The following is a 16,122-nucleotide window of genomic DNA, read 5'->3' on the forward strand; positions in this document are numbered from 1 at the left end:
AAAGGGTTATATCTGTTTTAAGATATAACCCTGCTAATCATCTTTTTTACCGACTCATATATTTTCTCTGACTATAATTGTTCATAAAAGTGATTGACGATTTAGAGAGGTGAACCATGTGGCAGGCAGTAAATCGTTTACTAAATGAATATTTCGGTGCTGCCGAAATTCACGATAAAACTGCGTTAACTGGAGGCGACATCCATCAAGCCTGGCAAATCATTCACGGCGAACGACAAGTCTTTGTCAAATCAAATCTGAAGGAAATGCTCGCTGTCTTCAAAGCAGAATCTGAACAACTTGAATTACTGGCACGCAGCCAAACTATACGTGTTCCTGCTGTTTATGGTGTTGGTTGTGATCGAGACTACAGTTTTCTGCTACTTGAATTTTTGCCTTTAAAATCTTTCAACCCACACAATGCTTATTGTTTCGGTCAACAACTGGCAAAACTTCATCAGTGGAGTGAGCAACCCCAATTCGGTTTTGATTTTGACAATATGCTGGCAACAACACCACAACCAAATGGTTGGCAACGACGTTGGCATCAGTTTTATGCAGAGAAACGAATTGGTTGGCAATTACAGATTGCAGCAGAAAAAGGCATGACATTTGGTGATATTAATAATATTGTTCGGGTTGTAAGTCACAAACTTCAGCATCACCAACCACAACCCTCTCTCTTACATGGCGATCTCTGGCCTGCTAATTGCGCTTCTCTGGATGATCACGCCGTTGCTTTCGACCCCGCTTGCTATTGGGGAGATCGTGAGTGTGATTTTGCTATGCTGCCGTTGTACCCTGACCTACCAATGCAAATTTTTGATGGTTATCAGAGTGTGTGGCCACTACCTGCCAATTTTATTGATCGACAACCTATATACCAACTCTATTATTTGCTTAACCGTTGTAATCTGTTTGGTGGTGATAATTTTATTGCGGCGCAAGACATTATTGATGACATTATGCAATGAAGAAACAACTCGCTGCGGAAGCACTTCATTCCGCAGCCATTATCACCAGAAGATTTACCAGCCTAAAATTCCCAGTAGAAAATAAAAAATTGCACCGATAATTACCGGTGAAACATATAAAATATAAATCTGACTAAACAATGTATGGTGCGGAAGTTTGATCCTTGATTCAATCTGTTCTCTTGTCAGGCCACCATTATCTTTGACCTTTTCAAGAATCAGCTGATCTTCGATATTTTCGCGTATAAATTTCACTTGTCTATACATACGCTGGCCTGATGCATTCATAGCAAGACCGACAAAAATAAGAAAATAAATAATCAGAAAACTCATATTTTCCCCAGTGAAACCCGCCAAACGAACAGGAGATGGCGAATTTTTCCAGAAGAAATCCAAAAATGGCGTATTAAAGCGCACCATTTCAGCCATCATTTTCAGAAAATCATCTAAAACAGCATTGATGCCATCACCTTTAATACCATGTAACCAGGCAAGATTGATCACAGAAACGATGGTCGATAAGAGTGCCGGAATAAAAATCATCCAACCTAAAATTCGCTTAATAATAGCGATGTATCCGGCTTTTTGGTAAGTCATGATACCCCTCATAGCAGTAAATAGATTTTATTTTTAGCTAATCATAGCCCATCAATCATTAAATTTAACTTTATATTTAATTAACTAAGCATTTCTTACCCTGTTCCCCACAAGAAAAAGATTTCATCTGCCAAGATTGCTACAATCAGCTTTCGCTAACTGTCTGAGTAATAGGAGATACTATAATGCCTTTTCGTTTACCAATAAAAGCAACCTTACTGTTTTTGCCATAGCACTGGCAGACAGAACAAAACAGTTAAAAAAATCGAGAAATTGACGATGACTACAATGCGGGCAAGCAATAGAAGTACGACACTGATCTGAATCCTCATAACTGGCGGCAATCCAACTTTCATCTTCAACAGTCGGAGAACACACAATTCAAGCCGAATATTGCTATACGCTTCTCCTCTAGCCGGATTTATTACTGGAGTATTATGAACATAAAAAGCCACCAGTGTTAGCTGATGGCTATTAGTGTATTTCCGATACAACCTTAGGCCATCAATAGTTCAGATTGGCCTTAACTAAATAAAATCGTTACATAACTCTTGTAATTTATTAATAACACGCCCCACATGGAAACCATCACAAGTAGCATGATGCACCTGAATTGCCAAAGGCAACTGAGTTTGATTTCCCTTTTTGTAAAATTTTCCCATTGTAAATATAGGTGGAAAATAATCCGTAAAATTAGCAACGTTCAAGTTAAATCCATCAAAACTCACCCACGGCACAGACGATATGTGAAAGTGGTTTTCAGGTAGTTCTGGTTTAGAAAAAAAGCAAAGATCATCTTTATAGGTTTCATAATCAGCAGAATAGTTTTTCATGAACTCTGACAGATCAGAATTGAACTCAGTCCAAATCGCTGAGAATGTTTCTGTTTCCTTGTGAAAGATTGTATACGCAGGATTGACACTATCCCATACAATTAATTCTTCATCTTTTATAGCCATTCTGAACTCAGAGTAAGAGTTCACAACTGTTGATATTAAATAAATGATGGTTGGGTAGAATTTATATTGTTTTTCCACCAACGAAGATAACAAATGGGTAATATCAATTTTTGTTGTTAGACTAAATCCGCATTGCACGATATTACGGTAATGCAAGAAATGCTCTTTCCTATTCCAGCGATTTATATCAATCTCTGAGTAACTCATATTTTCCCCTTCTAATGTAAAATTTAAAAAATGAATTAAATTAGAGGGGCTGCTCTTTCTGTTTGTAGTGGGATCATAATCACTCCGGTATGAAATTGGACTAAATACTCAGTCTCTGACGAAGAAAAATTATATATTAGCTAAAAACAAATCACTACCAACACAGCATTATCTTTATAAATCAAACAATAAGAGAGTTCACACCATAAAAACTTACACAATACTCTATCAAAGAACTTCATGAACACATCTTGTAGAATTTTATAAAATGGCATTTTATTCTTTATAATAACGTTTCTTGTTTACTCTGAAATTCAGCTTTTGCCATTGCCCCTATTGCATAGATAGTCCCCAGAATAAACCAGCCTTGATATACGACAAAAATGACAAATGTTGTATCGGTCAGTAAATCGTAGCATCGGAATTCTGTCGGAACGTGCTTATACTTAGCAATATGCAAACAGTCGTCGTACATCTTACCTTTTCTGCTTGCCGATGAACTGGCAACGATAGTGATCTACTCAAGTGTATAACGTTGTCATAGCGTTGCCCGAATTCGTTAGCGATAACATCAGTAGTAACAACCGGCATACCTTTTACCTTCTTGATTAGCTCATGTGGTTAGAATAAGATATTTTTGCTTTTCACCCCCTATCTTACCCGCATAAAACCCACTATACTTCGCCAACTGTATGGATAGACAGTTATTAGTCAGAGGAATTTATGACCGGGGAAGGGCATCTTTTATTTTCAGTTGCCAGTATTATTATGGCGCACAAACTTGAAATAACACCTGAAATAGCCAATGGTGACTGGTTGCATATGCTACCAGGCGTGCTGCTTACTGCATTGTTACCAGATATAGATCACCCAAATTCAACCCTGGGCAGATTATTCAGGGTTATCTCCATTCCAATTGCCAAACTATGTGGCCACAGAGGATTCACCCACAGTCTACTTGCTCTTGCATTAGGTATTGCTTTACTTTGGCTCAAAATACCAGAAAAATGGCCTGTACCAACCGATTTTTTCCATGCCATGATTGTTGGCTACCTAAGTCATCTGGTAGCAGATATGCTGACACCTGCTGGTGTACCGCTGTTATGGCCAATAAAGATACGTTTCTGCCTGCCGATACTTGGCAAACAAGGAAATAAGAAAGCAGAAAGATTTATTTCTGCCTTACTGATTGTCATCGCCATTTTTCTGCCAGAAGATATTGAATATTCTATATTTATTTATATAGATCACATCAAAAAATTGTGCTTTTAATAACCTTCGAAAATATTTTCAATGTTATAGTCGCATAAAAATCAATCTTAATTGCCATGATGATTATATCAAATTCTATTTAATTATAAGGGTCGATAACCTTAGCTGGTACCATATTCTCAATTACTTGCTGTAGGGTATAAGTTTATAACTTAACTCGATTAATACAGCTTAACTCCCTCAATAATTAAAATCTGGAGTTTGTGGATGAACTTACCATTAATTCTAAATGTGCTCGTTTTCGCAGCACTGCTTTTGCTATTGTCAAAAGCCAGTTCACACCAATGGAGTCTGTCAAAAAAGGTTCTTTTTGGCCTCGCCATTGGCGTTATTTTTGGTCTGGCGCTACAACTGACTTATGGAGCTGATAATACCATACTGAAAGAATCAATCTCATGGTTCAATATTGTAGGTAACGGCTATGTACAACTTCTGCAAATGGTGATTATGCCGCTGGTATTTGCCTCTATTCTAAGCGCTGTTGCCAGATTGCATAAAGCATCTTCTCTGGGAAAAATCAGTTTTCTAACCATCGGCAGCCTGCTGTTCACTACGATGATCGCAGCGCTGATCGGTATCATTATTACTAACCTATTCGGCCTGACTGCTGAAGGTCTGGTGCAAGGAACTCAAGAAACAGCACGCCTGTCGGCTATCGAAAACAACTACATAGGCAAAATCTCTGATTTGTCTGTGCCGCAGTTAATTTTATCTTTTATTCCTAAAAACCCATTTGCTGATTTAGCCGGCGCCAATCCAACATCTGTTATCAGTGTTGTTATTTTTGCGACCTTCCTGGGGATTGCTGCACTACAAATGCTGAAAGATGACCGCGAACGTGGTGAACGTGTATTAGCCGCTATCGATATTATGCAAGCATGGGCAATGAAACTGGTTCGCCTGGTTATGCGCCTGACGCCATACGGTGTTATGGCTCTGATGACCAAAGTTGTCGCCAACTCTAATATCCACGAAATTGCGAAACTGGGCAGCTTTGTTATCGCATCCTACATTGCACTAGCGCTGGTGTTTGTTGCTCACGGGTTTCTGCTCTCTCTCACCGGTATCAATCCACTTAAATTTTTCAAAAAAATCTGGCCGGTATTGACCTTTGCATTCACTAGCCGTTCAAGTGCAGCCAGTATCCCACTGAATGTTGAAACCCAGACACGCCGTATCGGTGTACCGGAATCTATCGCCAGTTTCTCAGCATCTTTCGGCTCAACAATTGGTCAGAATGGTTGCGCCGGGATTTATCCTGCCATGCTGGCAGTCATGGTTGCGCCGACAGTAGGCATAAACCCATTTGATCCTGTATGGATTGCAACACTGGTTGGTATTGTGACTATCAGCTCCGCAGGCGTTGCTGGTGTGGGTGGCGGTGCTACATTTGCCGCACTGATTGTCTTACCTGCAATGGGATTACCTGTAACGCTAATTGCACTGTTGATTTCTGTTGAGCCTCTTATTGATATGGGCCGTACTGCGCTGAATGTGAGTGGTTCAATGACCGCCGGTACAATTACCAGCCAGTTAATGGGGCAAACTGATAAAACCACCTTCAATCAGGAAGATGAAGTTGAATTAAATCAGCTATGATTTGAATTTCAAAAATCATAAAAAAAGCCGAGGAATACATCATTCTTCGGCTTTTTTATCTTATTCACAATATTATTTATTCAGGTACTGCCCACTACGCAGAGCTTCAATACGTTTGTCTAATGGTGGGTGAGACAGAAACAGCTCACTGAACGTCTTGGATTTACCATTAATACAGAATGCCATCATACTGCCTTCTTCCTGCGGCTCATAACTGGTTTTCAGACGCTGTAAAGCAGCAATCATCTTCTCACGACCTACCAACTTAGCAGAACCTGCATCTGCATGGAATTCGCGGTAACGGGAGAACCACATCGTAATAATACTTGCCAGAATACCGAATACGATTTCCAGCACCATTGAAACAACCATGTAAACGATCGGGTTACCAGAAGAGTTACCCTCTTCTTCACTATTGTTACCAGACAGAAAACCTGATACAACCTGAGCCAACAGACGGGAAATGAAGATAACGAAGGTATTGACTATCCCTTGCAGCAAAGTCATCGTCACCATATCACCATTAGCGATATGGCTAATCTCATGGGCAATAACGGCTTCCGCTTCTGCCCTGCTCATATTATCCAACAGACCAGTACTAACAGCGACCAGAGAAGCATTACGACGAGCACCGGTAGCGAAGGCATTAATATCTGGTGCAGCATAAATTGCAACCTGTGGCATCGTAATATTGACCTGCTCCGCCTGGCGGCGAACAGTCTCGACTAACCAATGTTCAACTTCATTCGCTGGCTGTTCTATGACCTGACCACCAACAGAACGCAAGGCCATCCATTTGGACATCAGCAGGGAAATAAACGACCCACCGAAGCCGAACAGGCCAGCCATAATCATTAAACCTTGTACGCTACTTCCCTGAATTCCTGTCAGAGATAGTATTATCCCAAACACCAACATAACAGCAAGGTTAGTGAGGAGGAACAAAGCAATTCGCATCATAAAAACCGGCTTCCTTTATTAATAATCAATGCACTTTCAGAGTTAATCTATAAATAAGGCTGTTCTTGCTATATTCAAGGTTTTTAACTCTTCAAGCGATAAAATCAACACAACTTTACAAAATCATAAAAAACCGGTATCAGCCTAACACTAATTGGTTAAGCAAAATACTCTGATACCCGGTAACACTGAGAAAATGTGAAACAGTTCATCATTCCTGAAAAGAGAGAACTGCTCAAAAAGCAACGTTTATATGGATATTGGAAGTCCAATACACCGTTCACTCAAAACATCAAGTGAACGGCATTGAATATCGTTAACGAGCTGTTTGAAAATCACTCTACTTAGATTTAGCTAACATTTTCTCGGCAGGTTGGTGCGCCAAATCAAGTGCAATTTTCACTGATTCATTAAGATAGGGATCCGGCCCCTGATAATCTTTAGGTAAATCATCCAGTGAAGTTAACAGTTTTTTACCTTCGCGTTTAAAGCGATCATTAATCCGGTTCAGTTTTAAAGCATCATCTTCTTTATTCTCTTTCTCTCTTTGTGCGTAGTTAAGAGAAACAATGTTCTTATGCTCTTTCATTGCCTTATAGTGCGCAATGTCTTCATTTATATACTTGAACTCTGGATCATCCGCGATGCGGGCACTATGAGCCATATTCAACTGCGGAACTAACCCCGCAATAACTTTAGATCCCGTATAACGGGCAGAAGGAACGCTATCCCAAGGCAAAGCATTATCTTCAAAACTTTCCCCTGTTTCTGCCGGATCAATCCCCGTTGGCATCACAATATCAGGTGTAACACCTTTACGCTGGGTACTACCACCATTCACACGATAGAATTTCTGAATCGTATACTGGACAGAACCCAGCGATGGCCAATCAGGACGCATCATTTGATCGTAAATACGATTCAAAGAACGATATTGCTGAACCGTGCCTTTACCAAACGTTGGCTCACCAACAATCAGCGCCCGTCCATAATCCTGCATTGCTGCGGCAAAAATCTCAGAAGCAGAAGCACTAAAACGGTCTACCAGGACAACCAAAGGCCCTTTATAGTACACCACTTCATCAGTATCAGAATCCTGGCGGACTTTCCCATTATTATCCCTGATTTGCACAATCGGGCCGCTTGGGAGAAACAAGCCAGACAGAGAAACCGCTTCTGTCAGTGCTCCACCACCATTACTACGCAGATCAATAACGATAGCACTGACATGCTGTTTAGTCAGTTTTTGCAATTGAGTTTTAACATTGTCAGTCAAGCCAACGTAAAAACCTGGAATATCAAGAACGCCCACTTTCTCTTTACCAATTGTCTTGACTGACATCTTTACCGCCCGATCTTCCAGACGGATCTGTTCACGAGTCAAAGTGATAGTACGTGGCTTTGCCCCTTTGGTATCAGAAATAACCTCAAGCCGTACTTTACTGCCTTTAGGGCCTTTAATCAGTGCAACCACATCATCCAGACGCCAGCCAATAATATCCACCATGGATTTCCCTGCCTGAGCGACACCAATAATCTTATCACCCACTTTTAACGCTTTGCTTTTGGCGGCAGGTCCACCGGCAACCATAGAATTTATGACGGTATAGTCATCATCTATCTGTAAAACAGCACCAATTCCTTCCAGGGAGAGACTCATCTCTGAGTTAAACTGTTCAGTATTGCGTGGTGAAAGATAATTGGTATGAGGATCGATTTCACGGGCAAACGCCGTCATAATCAATTGGAAGACATCTTCACTCTGACTTTGTGTCAGGCGTTTTAACGCAGACTGATAGCGCTTGGTCAGCACTTGTTTAATTTCTTTATCGTCTTTACCGGTGAGTTTGAGATTGAGCCAATCATATTTAACCTTAGCATCCCAAAGTTTATTTAACTCTTCGATATTCTGTGGCCAAGGGGCTTTAGAACGATCAACATCAATTGTATCGTTACCACCAAAACTCATTGGCTGTTCAAGGCGAGATAAAGCGTACTGATATCGCTCAAAGCGGCGTTTTTGCAACAAATTAAACAGGTCATACGGGATTTCCAGATTCCCGGTTTCCAGTTCCTTGCCTAACAACTTTTTCTTATCATCATATTGAACTACATCTGACGCCAGTAATATGTTATGGCTGTAGTCCAGTATATTAAGGTAGCGATCAAATATTTTTGCTGAAAAATCACCATTTAAATCAAATTGACGATAATGAGAGCGAGTGAAGCGGGATGTTACCCGCTCGCTTACTGTTGAGTGCTGAGGCTCTTGCTTCAATACAGGCAGTTGTTCAATACGAACAGGAACAGCCGCTGGACTGTTTGTATTTGCATAACAAGTACCAAAAATTGAAACGCCTAAGACAAAAGCCAGTCTGACGAATATGTTCATGCCCAGGTCGGCCTCCGTATCAGAACTGTAAATGTTCTGCGCGTACAATCATCGCTAAACCGGAAGGCAATTGTACCCGTACACCGTCTTTGGCGATTTCAAGCACAGAAGCATCCATCGAGCTTTTACCCACTCTTACTTTAATTTCCTGACCAATTTTCAGCGATGAAACATCGGCGATCTGAGTTGGTGCAGGTTGAGCAGGTTTAGCCGCCGGTTTACGTGCTTGCTGAGGGCGATTTTGTTGGCGTGGCTGCCGTTTTTCCCCCTCAGTATTATTGGCTCGACGAGGAGCTGGCTTTTTGGCTACAGGCCGTTCATTTTTTTCACCGGCAGCCTCATTTTCAGCTTCATGTTTTTTAGCTCTCTGCTCTGCACGCTGTGCCTGAACCCGTGCTTTGGCTTCAGTCAGTTGCTGGAGAGCGTGTTGAATATGTTCCGCTTCCAGTTCACCGCATGAATTACCATCAAGGTCAACACGCTGCGCGCCCTCTTTAACACCATACAAGTAACGCCAGCTTGATGTATACAGACGCAAGGCAGAGCGCAATTGTGTTTTACTTAAACACTCTTCGTCCTGGATACGTTCAACGATATCCTGAAAAATACCGATTTTTAAAGGACGGGCTTCACCTTCAGCTACGAAACAGAGCGGGAAACGCTCAGCTAAAAAAGCAATAATTTCTTTACTACTATTCAACTTAGGTTGATTTTCCATGAAATTTCCTGATTACAACGGTTTTGCCAACCAGCATAGGCATGAACTGGCGTCATTATAATAGCGTTGCTGATAAATGCCACGTTATCCATATGTTAAGTTACATTCAATTCAACATATTTCGGCACAACGCACTGTTCTAAATGAGCACAAAGCCCATCAATAAGGGCTTGTAAGCCAAATTCGTCTTTTTCGTCGAATCTATTAAGAATCGTGCTATCAATATCCAATACACCAATGATTCTATCGTTTACAATCAATGGCAACACAATTTCAGCGTTACTGGCAGCATCACAGGCAATATGACCGGGGAATGCATGAACATCATCAACACGCTGAATACGCTTTTCTGATACAGCAGTTCCGCATACCCCCTTGCCAACAGGTATTCTCACACAGGCGACTTTTCCCTGGAATGGCCCCAGAACCAATGTATCACCATCAACCAGGTAAAAACCGACCCAGTTAACGTCATGCAAGCGTTCATACAACAATGCACTAGCATTAGCGAACGTCGCTATTAAGTCATACTCACCAGACAACAGAGCTTTTAAGTCCCCCGCAAGCTCCCGATAGAACTCATTTTTATTCATATTGACCTATCCGATGAAATTTACAAAACGCATCTCTATTTTTTATATCAAAAAAATATCAAATGCCCAAAACAATAAGGTTAACAGCCTGTCACACTGACGTAAATTTTTTACTGTCTTTAATAAGATATTCTTTATTATATTTATTGAGCATGGGTAAAGGCTAGTGAGATATCACACCTCTCACCAAAACATTATCAAAAATGTAGCCAGTATGAATATGATTCACTGTAAGCGCCTCAATACCCTCACGCAATAAAAATCAGACTGAATTATTCCGCAATTATAAAGATCAATTATCTGATAACCGTACCAATCATTAGTTTCTTTCATTTTAGAGTTAACACTTCATGAAGTAAAAAACAAAACATTCAAACAATTTATCCATAGAATTATTGCACTACCACTTTATCGTTGACACTTTCAGCTCCTACGACCACACCAAATAAATATTTCCTACTGAATGTGGAAAAGGTCAAAGAATAGCGAAGATGAAAAAAGCAATATGACAAAACTAAGTTTTAGAACAGATAATTATAACAGCAATATCATCTACCGATAATATAGCATGGAAAATATTATTACTGGCAATCTCAGTCATTTGATCTATTCTCAAATGATGGCCTTACTGGTCGTACCTGTTAACTAAAAGCGAAGGAGCCATCATGAATCAGACAAAGTTAAAAATTTCCAGCTACGAAATTGATGATGCTATTCTGTCTTCACCTACCGAAGAAGATGACACAACCATTAGCATTCCTTGTAATTCTGACCACGAGCTTTGTATGCAATTGGATGGGTGGGATGAACATACCAGTATCCCCGCCTTACTAAACGATAAACACATTTTGCTATACAGGAAACATTATGACAGACAAAAACATGCATGGGTTATGAGGGTGGTCTGATGCCCAAAAAATTTTTGATAAAAAAAGGCCGAGTTGACTCCTCTACTCGGCCTAGGGAAAATGGCTCTTAAAGAGCCGTGCGCTAAAAGTGTCATTGAGACGAAACAACTTACAATTTAAAGCGTAGCTGACATATGGCATTTTACCAACTTTTTGGCCAATAAATAGCCAAATCAGTGTCTTCTATTTAAGTTAAGCCAAATATCATGCTACCGCTTAACTCAATGGCATCATTTTTTATCACACAATGCTAAAGCGGCTTGCTGGAATGGCTCTATACTCATTTTTTGAGCCGGATTTTTGCTATCATTCAATAGAATAATATCCAAAGACTTCGCATTCACTTTCCCTATCCTCATCATCTCTGCGGCTATATCATTCAATGGGTATTGCACCAATGTACTTGGATTAATCACAAACAGAGCTTGATTTGCTCTGCAATCCAACATCACTTCTTCCCGTGTAAATGCCCATTTATCACCAAACTGTAGCTTACTCACCGTTTCAATAGGAGCAGCAACATTTTGAAAAGAGAGCAAAAATAAAGGAAGTAATAAAAATAAACGTTTCATAATAGTTACCAATGTAGATATAAAGGCGAGAGAAGCAGATTCATTCTCACGCACTACCTGCGCACTCCAATTCCTGCACGCAATCCGTATTCACTCTATATTTTGTTGTCAAAAATAGACTGCACCAATAGCCCATACTAAAATTAGGGAATTAAGAAAATCAACCCAGCTGATAAGTAGCGAAAACAGCAACACATAATAAAGCCAACGCTCCAAGCATAATTTCAGCCCAACTATTAATAACTAACAATTGATAGCAACCGGGTTGCCTCAATTTAGGGACCAGAATATAACGGTTAATTAATGCCAGTACCACCATACCGGCCACCAGTGCTATCTTTAGCCATAGCATTGATTGATATTCACTACCACTATATTCCGGCCAACCAGGGAGCAAAATCAAGCTACTTATGATGCCTGTAACAATAATAAGGATTACTGCAATATGACCATACGTGGAAAAACGCATCATAGAGATCATGACCTGCTTATCCAGCCCTACAGCCAATTCATTTTGTATACGCAAAAATTGCAGGCACAACAAAAATGGCCATAATCCACCAAACCAGTATCCAACACTCAATAAGTGAATTATCTGATTAATCTGATGAAAAACACCTGTCACCCCATCATGTATTACCGAGTGGCCGATAAAAGCATGACAAGACAGTAAAATGGCAGAGATGATTAACATCGTAATATTTCTGGTTTTTGGGTTATTGATAAACAATAACCCTATAGCAACTATCGAAACCAGTATTTGCCATTGCCAAACTTTGCCAAAAGTTGTTCCCAGCACTGCCAGCCAAATTTCCAGATCATAAGTATCTTGCCAGCCATCCCCCATTATCCCCGCTTGCATCGCCAACCAGCCAATTGCTGTTATAAATGCCACAATCGTGCTGATAATTACCCCGAAACGGAGACGGGTATCAGTCAGAACAGATAAACGATCGGGAACCAGCATGGCAGTAAATATGCTGAAGCCAAACATCAACATGACTGCCACGAAATAAGTGAAGCGACAAAGGGTATACAGTGCAGCCAAAGACATAATTACTTAACTGTAAAGCTATAGACGCCTTTAGTCTTATGCCCATCAACAGAGACTACGCTCCAGTCAACATCATATTTACCCGCCACCAGCTTATCTTCGACAGGAAGAATAAGTTTTGTATTGGTTGCCAGATCAAGCTTCAATTTACCCGTTTTTATAGGTTTATTTTCCGGGCCAGTCACTTTTACTTTACTGAAATTCAGCTCAATACCTTCTGAAAAACTCAAGGTAATTACCTGTGGTGTATTTTCTACTGTCGTATCTTCTGCTGGAATTTGTTCTGTTAAATGCGCATGAGCCAAAGCTTGTTGGCAAGACATGCCGACAAAAAGGACAACTAAAGCAGATAACTTTCGGCAAAAAGAGTGAATTTTGCTGATAGCCATAAATAACCTCTTAATTTCCAGATGAATTTCTATGAATTGATATCATCTTATATCAAAAGGATTATTTTATCCGCGATAACTTACAATGAGAATTTCGTCTTGTGAACTATCGCGCAAAAATAAAGGAAAACCGCAGTATTAGCCTTAAATATCTAAAGCTATTCCGGCTACTGCGGTTAATTCATCCCATTCAGTTAGACAGGATTTGCAGCAGCCAGATCTTTCAGATCTTTATCCAGGAAGAAGAGCGCCTTACCATCCTCGCCAACCATATCCAGTTTATCAAGGATAGATTTGAACAATTTCTCTTCTTCGTGCTGTTCTGCTACATACCATTGCAGAAAGTTAAAAGTAGAATAATCCTGCGTAGTTATCGCCAAATGGGCAAGTTTATTAATTTCAGCAGTAATAAATTTCTCATGCTCATAAGTTCTCTTAAGTACATGGGATATGGATTCATAATCAACCGAAGGCGCATCAATCTGCCCCAAACGTGGCATCGCACCAGTATCACTCAAATAATCAAACAAGCGATGCATATGCTGCATTTCTTCCTGAGAGTGTGATTTAAAAAACGCGGCGGCACCTGCTAACCCTTTATCACTGCACCATGCGCTCATTTGCAGATATAAATTCGCAGAATAGAACTCCAGATTCATCTGCTCATTTAATTTATTAATCATTTCTTGATTTAACATAATAGGCACTCCAGTTATTAATTTACCTGTATTATGCCAATTATATTAAAATAATAAAACCCAACAAGCGAAAATAAATTAAATACATGTACTACTTTGAAATATAAATATATTTTCAGAGAGCACAAATAGAAATGAATCTCATTTAATATATCTAAATGGAAATGAATGTTATTTACAAAATAACATTCACTAAGAAATTTTTATATTTAATGATAATGAATATTATTTATATTTATAAAATAATCAATTCAGCCCTTGCCAGAAAAGCAAGTCTGGATTAACTTTATCGTTTTGTGAATTTAGGTTTCAATTCAGCGAGACACTTATGGAACATAATCTGGTCAGCCTTTCTACTGAGAACATGGATAAAGTAAATGTTGATTTGGCGGCTTCGGGTGTCGCTTTTAAAGAACGTTACAATATGCCAGTACTTCCTGACACCGTCGAACAGGAACAACCCACACACCTTAGGGAATATTTTCAACAACGTTTGGTGCATTATCGCCAGTTATCCAAACAATTTTCCCGTTTACCTTACGAGCCCAAAAGCCGCTAATCATCTATTGAGAATTGACAACCACCGGATAACCGGTGGTTATATCAAATTATTGCTCTGCAAACTTATCCGTTGCACTAATCAGATGATGTAAAATACCCGGCTCATCAAATGAGTGTCCTGCTCCCTCAATGATGTGTAATTCTGCTTCCGGCCACGCTTGTGCCAAATCCCAGGCATTCTGCACCCGGCAAGCCATATCATATCTGCCATGAATAATGACTGCCGGAATATTCCTTATAACGTCAATGTTATTCAACAGTTGTTGATCGTCATTCATAAAACCCTCATTAATAAAATAGTGGTTCTCAATTCGGGCAAACGCCAAGGCAAAATCATCTTCTGCGAAAGATTCCGTACTGTCTGAAGGAAGCAATGTTACCGTCTCGCCTTCCCACAAACTCCATAGACGAGCTGCTTCTAATTGAACCTGACGATCATCACTGGTTAGCCGCTTATTATAGGCTCCGATAATATCCTTTCGCTCTTCCTCCGACAAAATAGATATCGTTCGTTGCCATTTGTCAGGGAAAAAATTAGAAGCGCCATCCTGATAATACCAGTGCAACTCTTGCGGCCTCAGCAAGAAAATTCCCCGAAGAATTAATTCAGAAACTCGTTGAGGGTGAGTCTGGGCATAAACTAAAGATAAAGTAGAACCCCATGAGCCACCAAATACCAACCATTTTTCCACCCCCATCAATTGACGCAAACATTCAATGTCTTCAACTAAATGCCAGGTGGTATTATTTTCCAGACTGGCATGAGGTTTTGAACGCCCACAGCCACGCTGATCAAATAACATGACATGATATTTTTTAAGATCAAATAGCCGACGATGATAACAGGCAATACCACCGCCCGGTCCGCCATGAATAAATACGGCAGGCTTACCGTTAGGATTACCACATAATTCCCAATAGATTTGATGACCATCACCTGTGTCCAAATAACCAGAGCGGTAAGCTTCACAGGCCGGATATAATTTTTTCAATTCTGACATAACATTTCCTTTACTGACTAACACCAAACCTGGTGTCCATCTAATGACGGGTTGGAAATAACTATCAGAAAATGTTATTTCAATTCACTATAGCTAATCGTATTTTGCTGACAATCAACAACAACACGGTAATCTTTGTCATGATGCGGTTTTGCAGAAAATCACGTTTTACCTGAGCGGCAATTTGCGATTTTGTTAAATTATCGCAAGAGACAAATTTATCAACACGTTTGCTCTCTGACGCAGCAGATGCTGCAAATGAGACAGTGAGCAAAAGTGCAGCACCCGATAGGCCAATTCTATTAATGATATGACATGTTTTCATACTACCTCCTGTTAATATCTCAAAATAAGAGATTAAATATGGAGCTAACCTAACATGCCAGGTGAAATAAATGTGTGATTATTGTTAAATAAATAATTTAATTATGTTCATTTCTCATCATCAAACATCACATTAACCTGCTCTTTTGTGCGATGCTGTTCACGAAGCTCTTGAGCAACCAACCCTATTGCTTCCCCACTACTCATTCCCTCAGCCATTAATTGCTGAATTTTCTCCACTGCCAGTTGCTGTTCCTGATGAGATAAAGTTGGCATATTTGAAAACATGATAATAACCTCTCAATAAACTGATCGACGCCGAAGAGTATAGCGATTTTTATCTC

The 16,122-nt window shown here is 39.9% G+C and carries 20 protein-coding genes; 5 read left to right on the forward strand and 15 right to left on the reverse strand.

The window, feature by feature from the left end; translation table 11 throughout:
- The first annotated feature begins 116 nt into the window (after positions 1–116).
- Entirely contained in the window at positions 117–974 is an 858-nt protein-coding gene (locus C5470_RS05655) for a fructosamine kinase family protein (RefSeq protein WP_166286683.1), read from the forward strand.
- A 54-nt stretch (positions 975–1,028) separates the two neighbouring features.
- Here C5470_RS05655 and C5470_RS05660 read toward each other — a convergent pair whose 3' ends face one another.
- From C5470_RS05660 to C5470_RS05675, 4 genes are all read right to left on the reverse strand, one after another.
- The gene (locus tag C5470_RS05660; RefSeq protein ID WP_166286685.1) at positions 1,029–1,571 is read right to left on the reverse strand and encodes a YniB family protein; all 543 of its coding nucleotides are present in this window, start codon (positions 1,569–1,571) and stop codon (positions 1,029–1,031) included.
- 180 nt (positions 1,572–1,751) lie between these two features.
- Positions 1,752–1,949: a phage terminase large subunit family protein gene (locus C5470_RS23575; RefSeq protein WP_166286687.1), complete on the reverse strand. Its 198-nt coding sequence runs from the start codon at positions 1,947–1,949 to the stop codon at positions 1,752–1,754.
- A 149-nt stretch (positions 1,950–2,098) separates the two neighbouring features.
- Positions 2,099–2,737, reverse strand: a complete 639-nt coding sequence (catA, locus tag C5470_RS05670) for a type A chloramphenicol O-acetyltransferase (protein ID WP_166286689.1) — start codon at positions 2,735–2,737, stop codon at positions 2,099–2,101.
- Positions 2,738–3,020: 283 nt separating this feature from the next.
- Positions 3,021–3,212: a hypothetical protein gene (locus C5470_RS05675; protein WP_166286691.1), complete on the reverse strand. Its 192-nt coding sequence runs from the start codon at positions 3,210–3,212 to the stop codon at positions 3,021–3,023.
- Positions 3,213–3,460: 248 nt separating this feature from the next.
- Between C5470_RS05675 and C5470_RS05680 the strand changes: the two genes are divergently transcribed.
- Together C5470_RS05680 and C5470_RS05685 are read left to right on the forward strand one after the other, a co-directional pair.
- Positions 3,461–4,009, forward strand: coding sequence for a metal-dependent hydrolase (locus C5470_RS05680; RefSeq protein WP_166286693.1), 549 nt, complete (start codon positions 3,461–3,463; stop codon positions 4,007–4,009).
- A gap of 207 nt (positions 4,010–4,216) precedes the next feature.
- Positions 4,217–5,608, forward strand: a complete 1,392-nt coding sequence (locus tag C5470_RS05685; protein WP_036849436.1) for an L-cystine transporter — start codon at positions 4,217–4,219, stop codon at positions 5,606–5,608.
- A gap of 72 nt (positions 5,609–5,680) precedes the next feature.
- On the opposite strand, the gene htpX is transcribed toward C5470_RS05685, so the two are convergent.
- The 4 genes from htpX to C5470_RS05705 form a co-directional block, all read right to left on the reverse strand.
- Positions 5,681–6,568: a protease HtpX gene (gene htpX / locus C5470_RS05690; protein ID WP_036849435.1), complete on the reverse strand. Its 888-nt coding sequence runs from the start codon at positions 6,566–6,568 to the stop codon at positions 5,681–5,683.
- 340 nt (positions 6,569–6,908) lie between these two features.
- Positions 6,909–8,960, reverse strand: coding sequence for a carboxy terminal-processing peptidase (prc, locus tag C5470_RS05695; protein WP_166286695.1), 2,052 nt, complete (start codon positions 8,958–8,960; stop codon positions 6,909–6,911).
- 19 nt (positions 8,961–8,979) lie between these two features.
- Positions 8,980–9,678 (reverse strand): RNA chaperone ProQ, encoded by a 699-nt coding sequence (proQ, locus tag C5470_RS05700; protein ID WP_166286697.1) that lies wholly within the window; start codon positions 9,676–9,678, stop codon positions 8,980–8,982.
- A gap of 95 nt (positions 9,679–9,773) precedes the next feature.
- The gene (locus C5470_RS05705; RefSeq protein WP_166286699.1) at positions 9,774–10,271 is read right to left on the reverse strand and encodes a GAF domain-containing protein; all 498 of its coding nucleotides are present in this window, start codon (positions 10,269–10,271) and stop codon (positions 9,774–9,776) included.
- 665 nt (positions 10,272–10,936) lie between these two features.
- Between C5470_RS05705 and C5470_RS05710 the strand changes: the two genes are divergently transcribed.
- On the forward strand, positions 10,937–11,179 hold the full coding sequence (locus C5470_RS05710) for a DUF1480 family protein (RefSeq protein ID WP_166286701.1): 243 nt from the start codon (positions 10,937–10,939) through the stop codon (positions 11,177–11,179).
- Positions 11,180–11,409: 230 nt separating this feature from the next.
- Here C5470_RS05710 and C5470_RS05715 read toward each other — a convergent pair whose 3' ends face one another.
- The 4 genes from C5470_RS05715 to ftnA form a co-directional block, all read right to left on the reverse strand.
- Complete coding sequence (locus tag C5470_RS05715; RefSeq protein WP_166286969.1) at positions 11,410–11,751, reverse strand: YebY family protein; 342 nt, start codon at positions 11,749–11,751, stop codon at positions 11,410–11,412.
- A 160-nt stretch (positions 11,752–11,911) separates the two neighbouring features.
- Positions 11,912–12,805: a copper homeostasis membrane protein CopD gene (copD, locus tag C5470_RS05720; RefSeq protein ID WP_166286703.1), complete on the reverse strand. Its 894-nt coding sequence runs from the start codon at positions 12,803–12,805 to the stop codon at positions 11,912–11,914.
- A 2-nt stretch (positions 12,806–12,807) separates the two neighbouring features.
- On the reverse strand, positions 12,808–13,194 hold the full coding sequence (yobA, locus tag C5470_RS05725; protein WP_166286705.1) for a CopC domain-containing protein YobA: 387 nt from the start codon (positions 13,192–13,194) through the stop codon (positions 12,808–12,810).
- 194 nt (positions 13,195–13,388) lie between these two features.
- A complete protein-coding gene (gene ftnA, locus C5470_RS05730) occupies positions 13,389–13,892 on the reverse strand; it encodes a non-heme ferritin (RefSeq protein ID WP_166286707.1) in 504 nt (167 codons plus the stop codon).
- Positions 13,893–14,220: 328 nt separating this feature from the next.
- On the opposite strand from ftnA, the gene C5470_RS05735 reads away from it, so the two are divergent.
- Positions 14,221–14,451: a DNA polymerase III subunit theta gene (locus tag C5470_RS05735; RefSeq protein WP_166286709.1), complete on the forward strand. Its 231-nt coding sequence runs from the start codon at positions 14,221–14,223 to the stop codon at positions 14,449–14,451.
- Positions 14,452–14,500: 49 nt separating this feature from the next.
- Here the strand turns inward: C5470_RS05735 and pip are convergent, their stop codons facing one another.
- The 3 genes from pip to C5470_RS05750 all read right to left on the reverse strand — a co-directional run bounded on the left by pip (position 14,501) and on the right by C5470_RS05750 (position 16,066).
- Complete coding sequence (gene pip / locus C5470_RS05740) at positions 14,501–15,454, reverse strand: prolyl aminopeptidase (RefSeq protein WP_166286711.1); 954 nt, start codon at positions 15,452–15,454, stop codon at positions 14,501–14,503.
- A gap of 79 nt (positions 15,455–15,533) precedes the next feature.
- Entirely contained in the window at positions 15,534–15,779 is a 246-nt protein-coding gene (locus tag C5470_RS05745) for a YebF family protein (RefSeq protein WP_242687818.1), read from the reverse strand.
- Positions 15,780–15,886: 107 nt separating this feature from the next.
- Complete coding sequence (locus C5470_RS05750; RefSeq protein ID WP_166286713.1) at positions 15,887–16,066, reverse strand: YoaH family protein; 180 nt, start codon at positions 16,064–16,066, stop codon at positions 15,887–15,889.
- Positions 16,067–16,122 lie beyond the last annotated feature (56 nt).

The sequence above is a fragment of the Photorhabdus stackebrandtii genome (assembly GCF_011189495.1).
Lineage (GTDB): Bacteria > Pseudomonadota > Gammaproteobacteria > Enterobacterales > Enterobacteriaceae > Photorhabdus > Photorhabdus khanii.

Coding starts and splice junctions, on each gene's coding strand:
- copD (WP_166286703.1), bottom strand. CDS start 12,805: ATGTCTTTGGCTGCACTGTATACCCTTTGTCGCTTCACTTATTTCGTG.
- yobA (WP_166286705.1), bottom strand. CDS start 13,194: ATGGCTATCAGCAAAATTCACTCTTTTTGCCGAAAGTTATCTGCTTTA.
- proQ (WP_166286697.1), bottom strand. CDS start 9,678: ATGGAAAATCAACCTAAGTTGAATAGTAGTAAAGAAATTATTGCTTTT.
- C5470_RS05685 (WP_036849436.1), top strand. CDS start 4,217: ATGAACTTACCATTAATTCTAAATGTGCTCGTTTTCGCAGCACTGCTT.
- htpX (WP_036849435.1), bottom strand. CDS start 6,568: ATGATGCGAATTGCTTTGTTCCTCCTCACTAACCTTGCTGTTATGTTG.
- C5470_RS05710 (WP_166286701.1), top strand. CDS start 10,937: ATGAATCAGACAAAGTTAAAAATTTCCAGCTACGAAATTGATGATGCT.
- catA (WP_166286689.1), bottom strand. CDS start 2,737: ATGAGTTACTCAGAGATTGATATAAATCGCTGGAATAGGAAAGAGCAT.
- ftnA (WP_166286707.1), bottom strand. CDS start 13,892: ATGTTAAATCAAGAAATGATTAATAAATTAAATGAGCAGATGAATCTG.
- C5470_RS05750 (WP_166286713.1), bottom strand. CDS start 16,066: ATGTTTTCAAATATGCCAACTTTATCTCATCAGGAACAGCAACTGGCA.
- C5470_RS05675 (WP_166286691.1), bottom strand. CDS start 3,212: ATGTACGACGACTGTTTGCATATTGCTAAGTATAAGCACGTTCCGACA.
- C5470_RS05735 (WP_166286709.1), top strand. CDS start 14,221: ATGGAACATAATCTGGTCAGCCTTTCTACTGAGAACATGGATAAAGTA.
- C5470_RS05660 (WP_166286685.1), bottom strand. CDS start 1,571: ATGACTTACCAAAAAGCCGGATACATCGCTATTATTAAGCGAATTTTA.
- C5470_RS05655 (WP_166286683.1), top strand. CDS start 117: ATGTGGCAGGCAGTAAATCGTTTACTAAATGAATATTTCGGTGCTGCC.
- C5470_RS05705 (WP_166286699.1), bottom strand. CDS start 10,271: ATGAATAAAAATGAGTTCTATCGGGAGCTTGCGGGGGACTTAAAAGCT.
- C5470_RS05680 (WP_166286693.1), top strand. CDS start 3,461: ATGACCGGGGAAGGGCATCTTTTATTTTCAGTTGCCAGTATTATTATG.
- C5470_RS05745 (WP_242687818.1), bottom strand. CDS start 15,779: ATGAAAACATGTCATATCATTAATAGAATTGGCCTATCGGGTGCTGCA.
- C5470_RS05715 (WP_166286969.1), bottom strand. CDS start 11,751: ATGAAACGTTTATTTTTATTACTTCCTTTATTTTTGCTCTCTTTTCAA.
- pip (WP_166286711.1), bottom strand. CDS start 15,454: ATGTCAGAATTGAAAAAATTATATCCGGCCTGTGAAGCTTACCGCTCT.
- prc (WP_166286695.1), bottom strand. CDS start 8,960: ATGAACATATTCGTCAGACTGGCTTTTGTCTTAGGCGTTTCAATTTTT.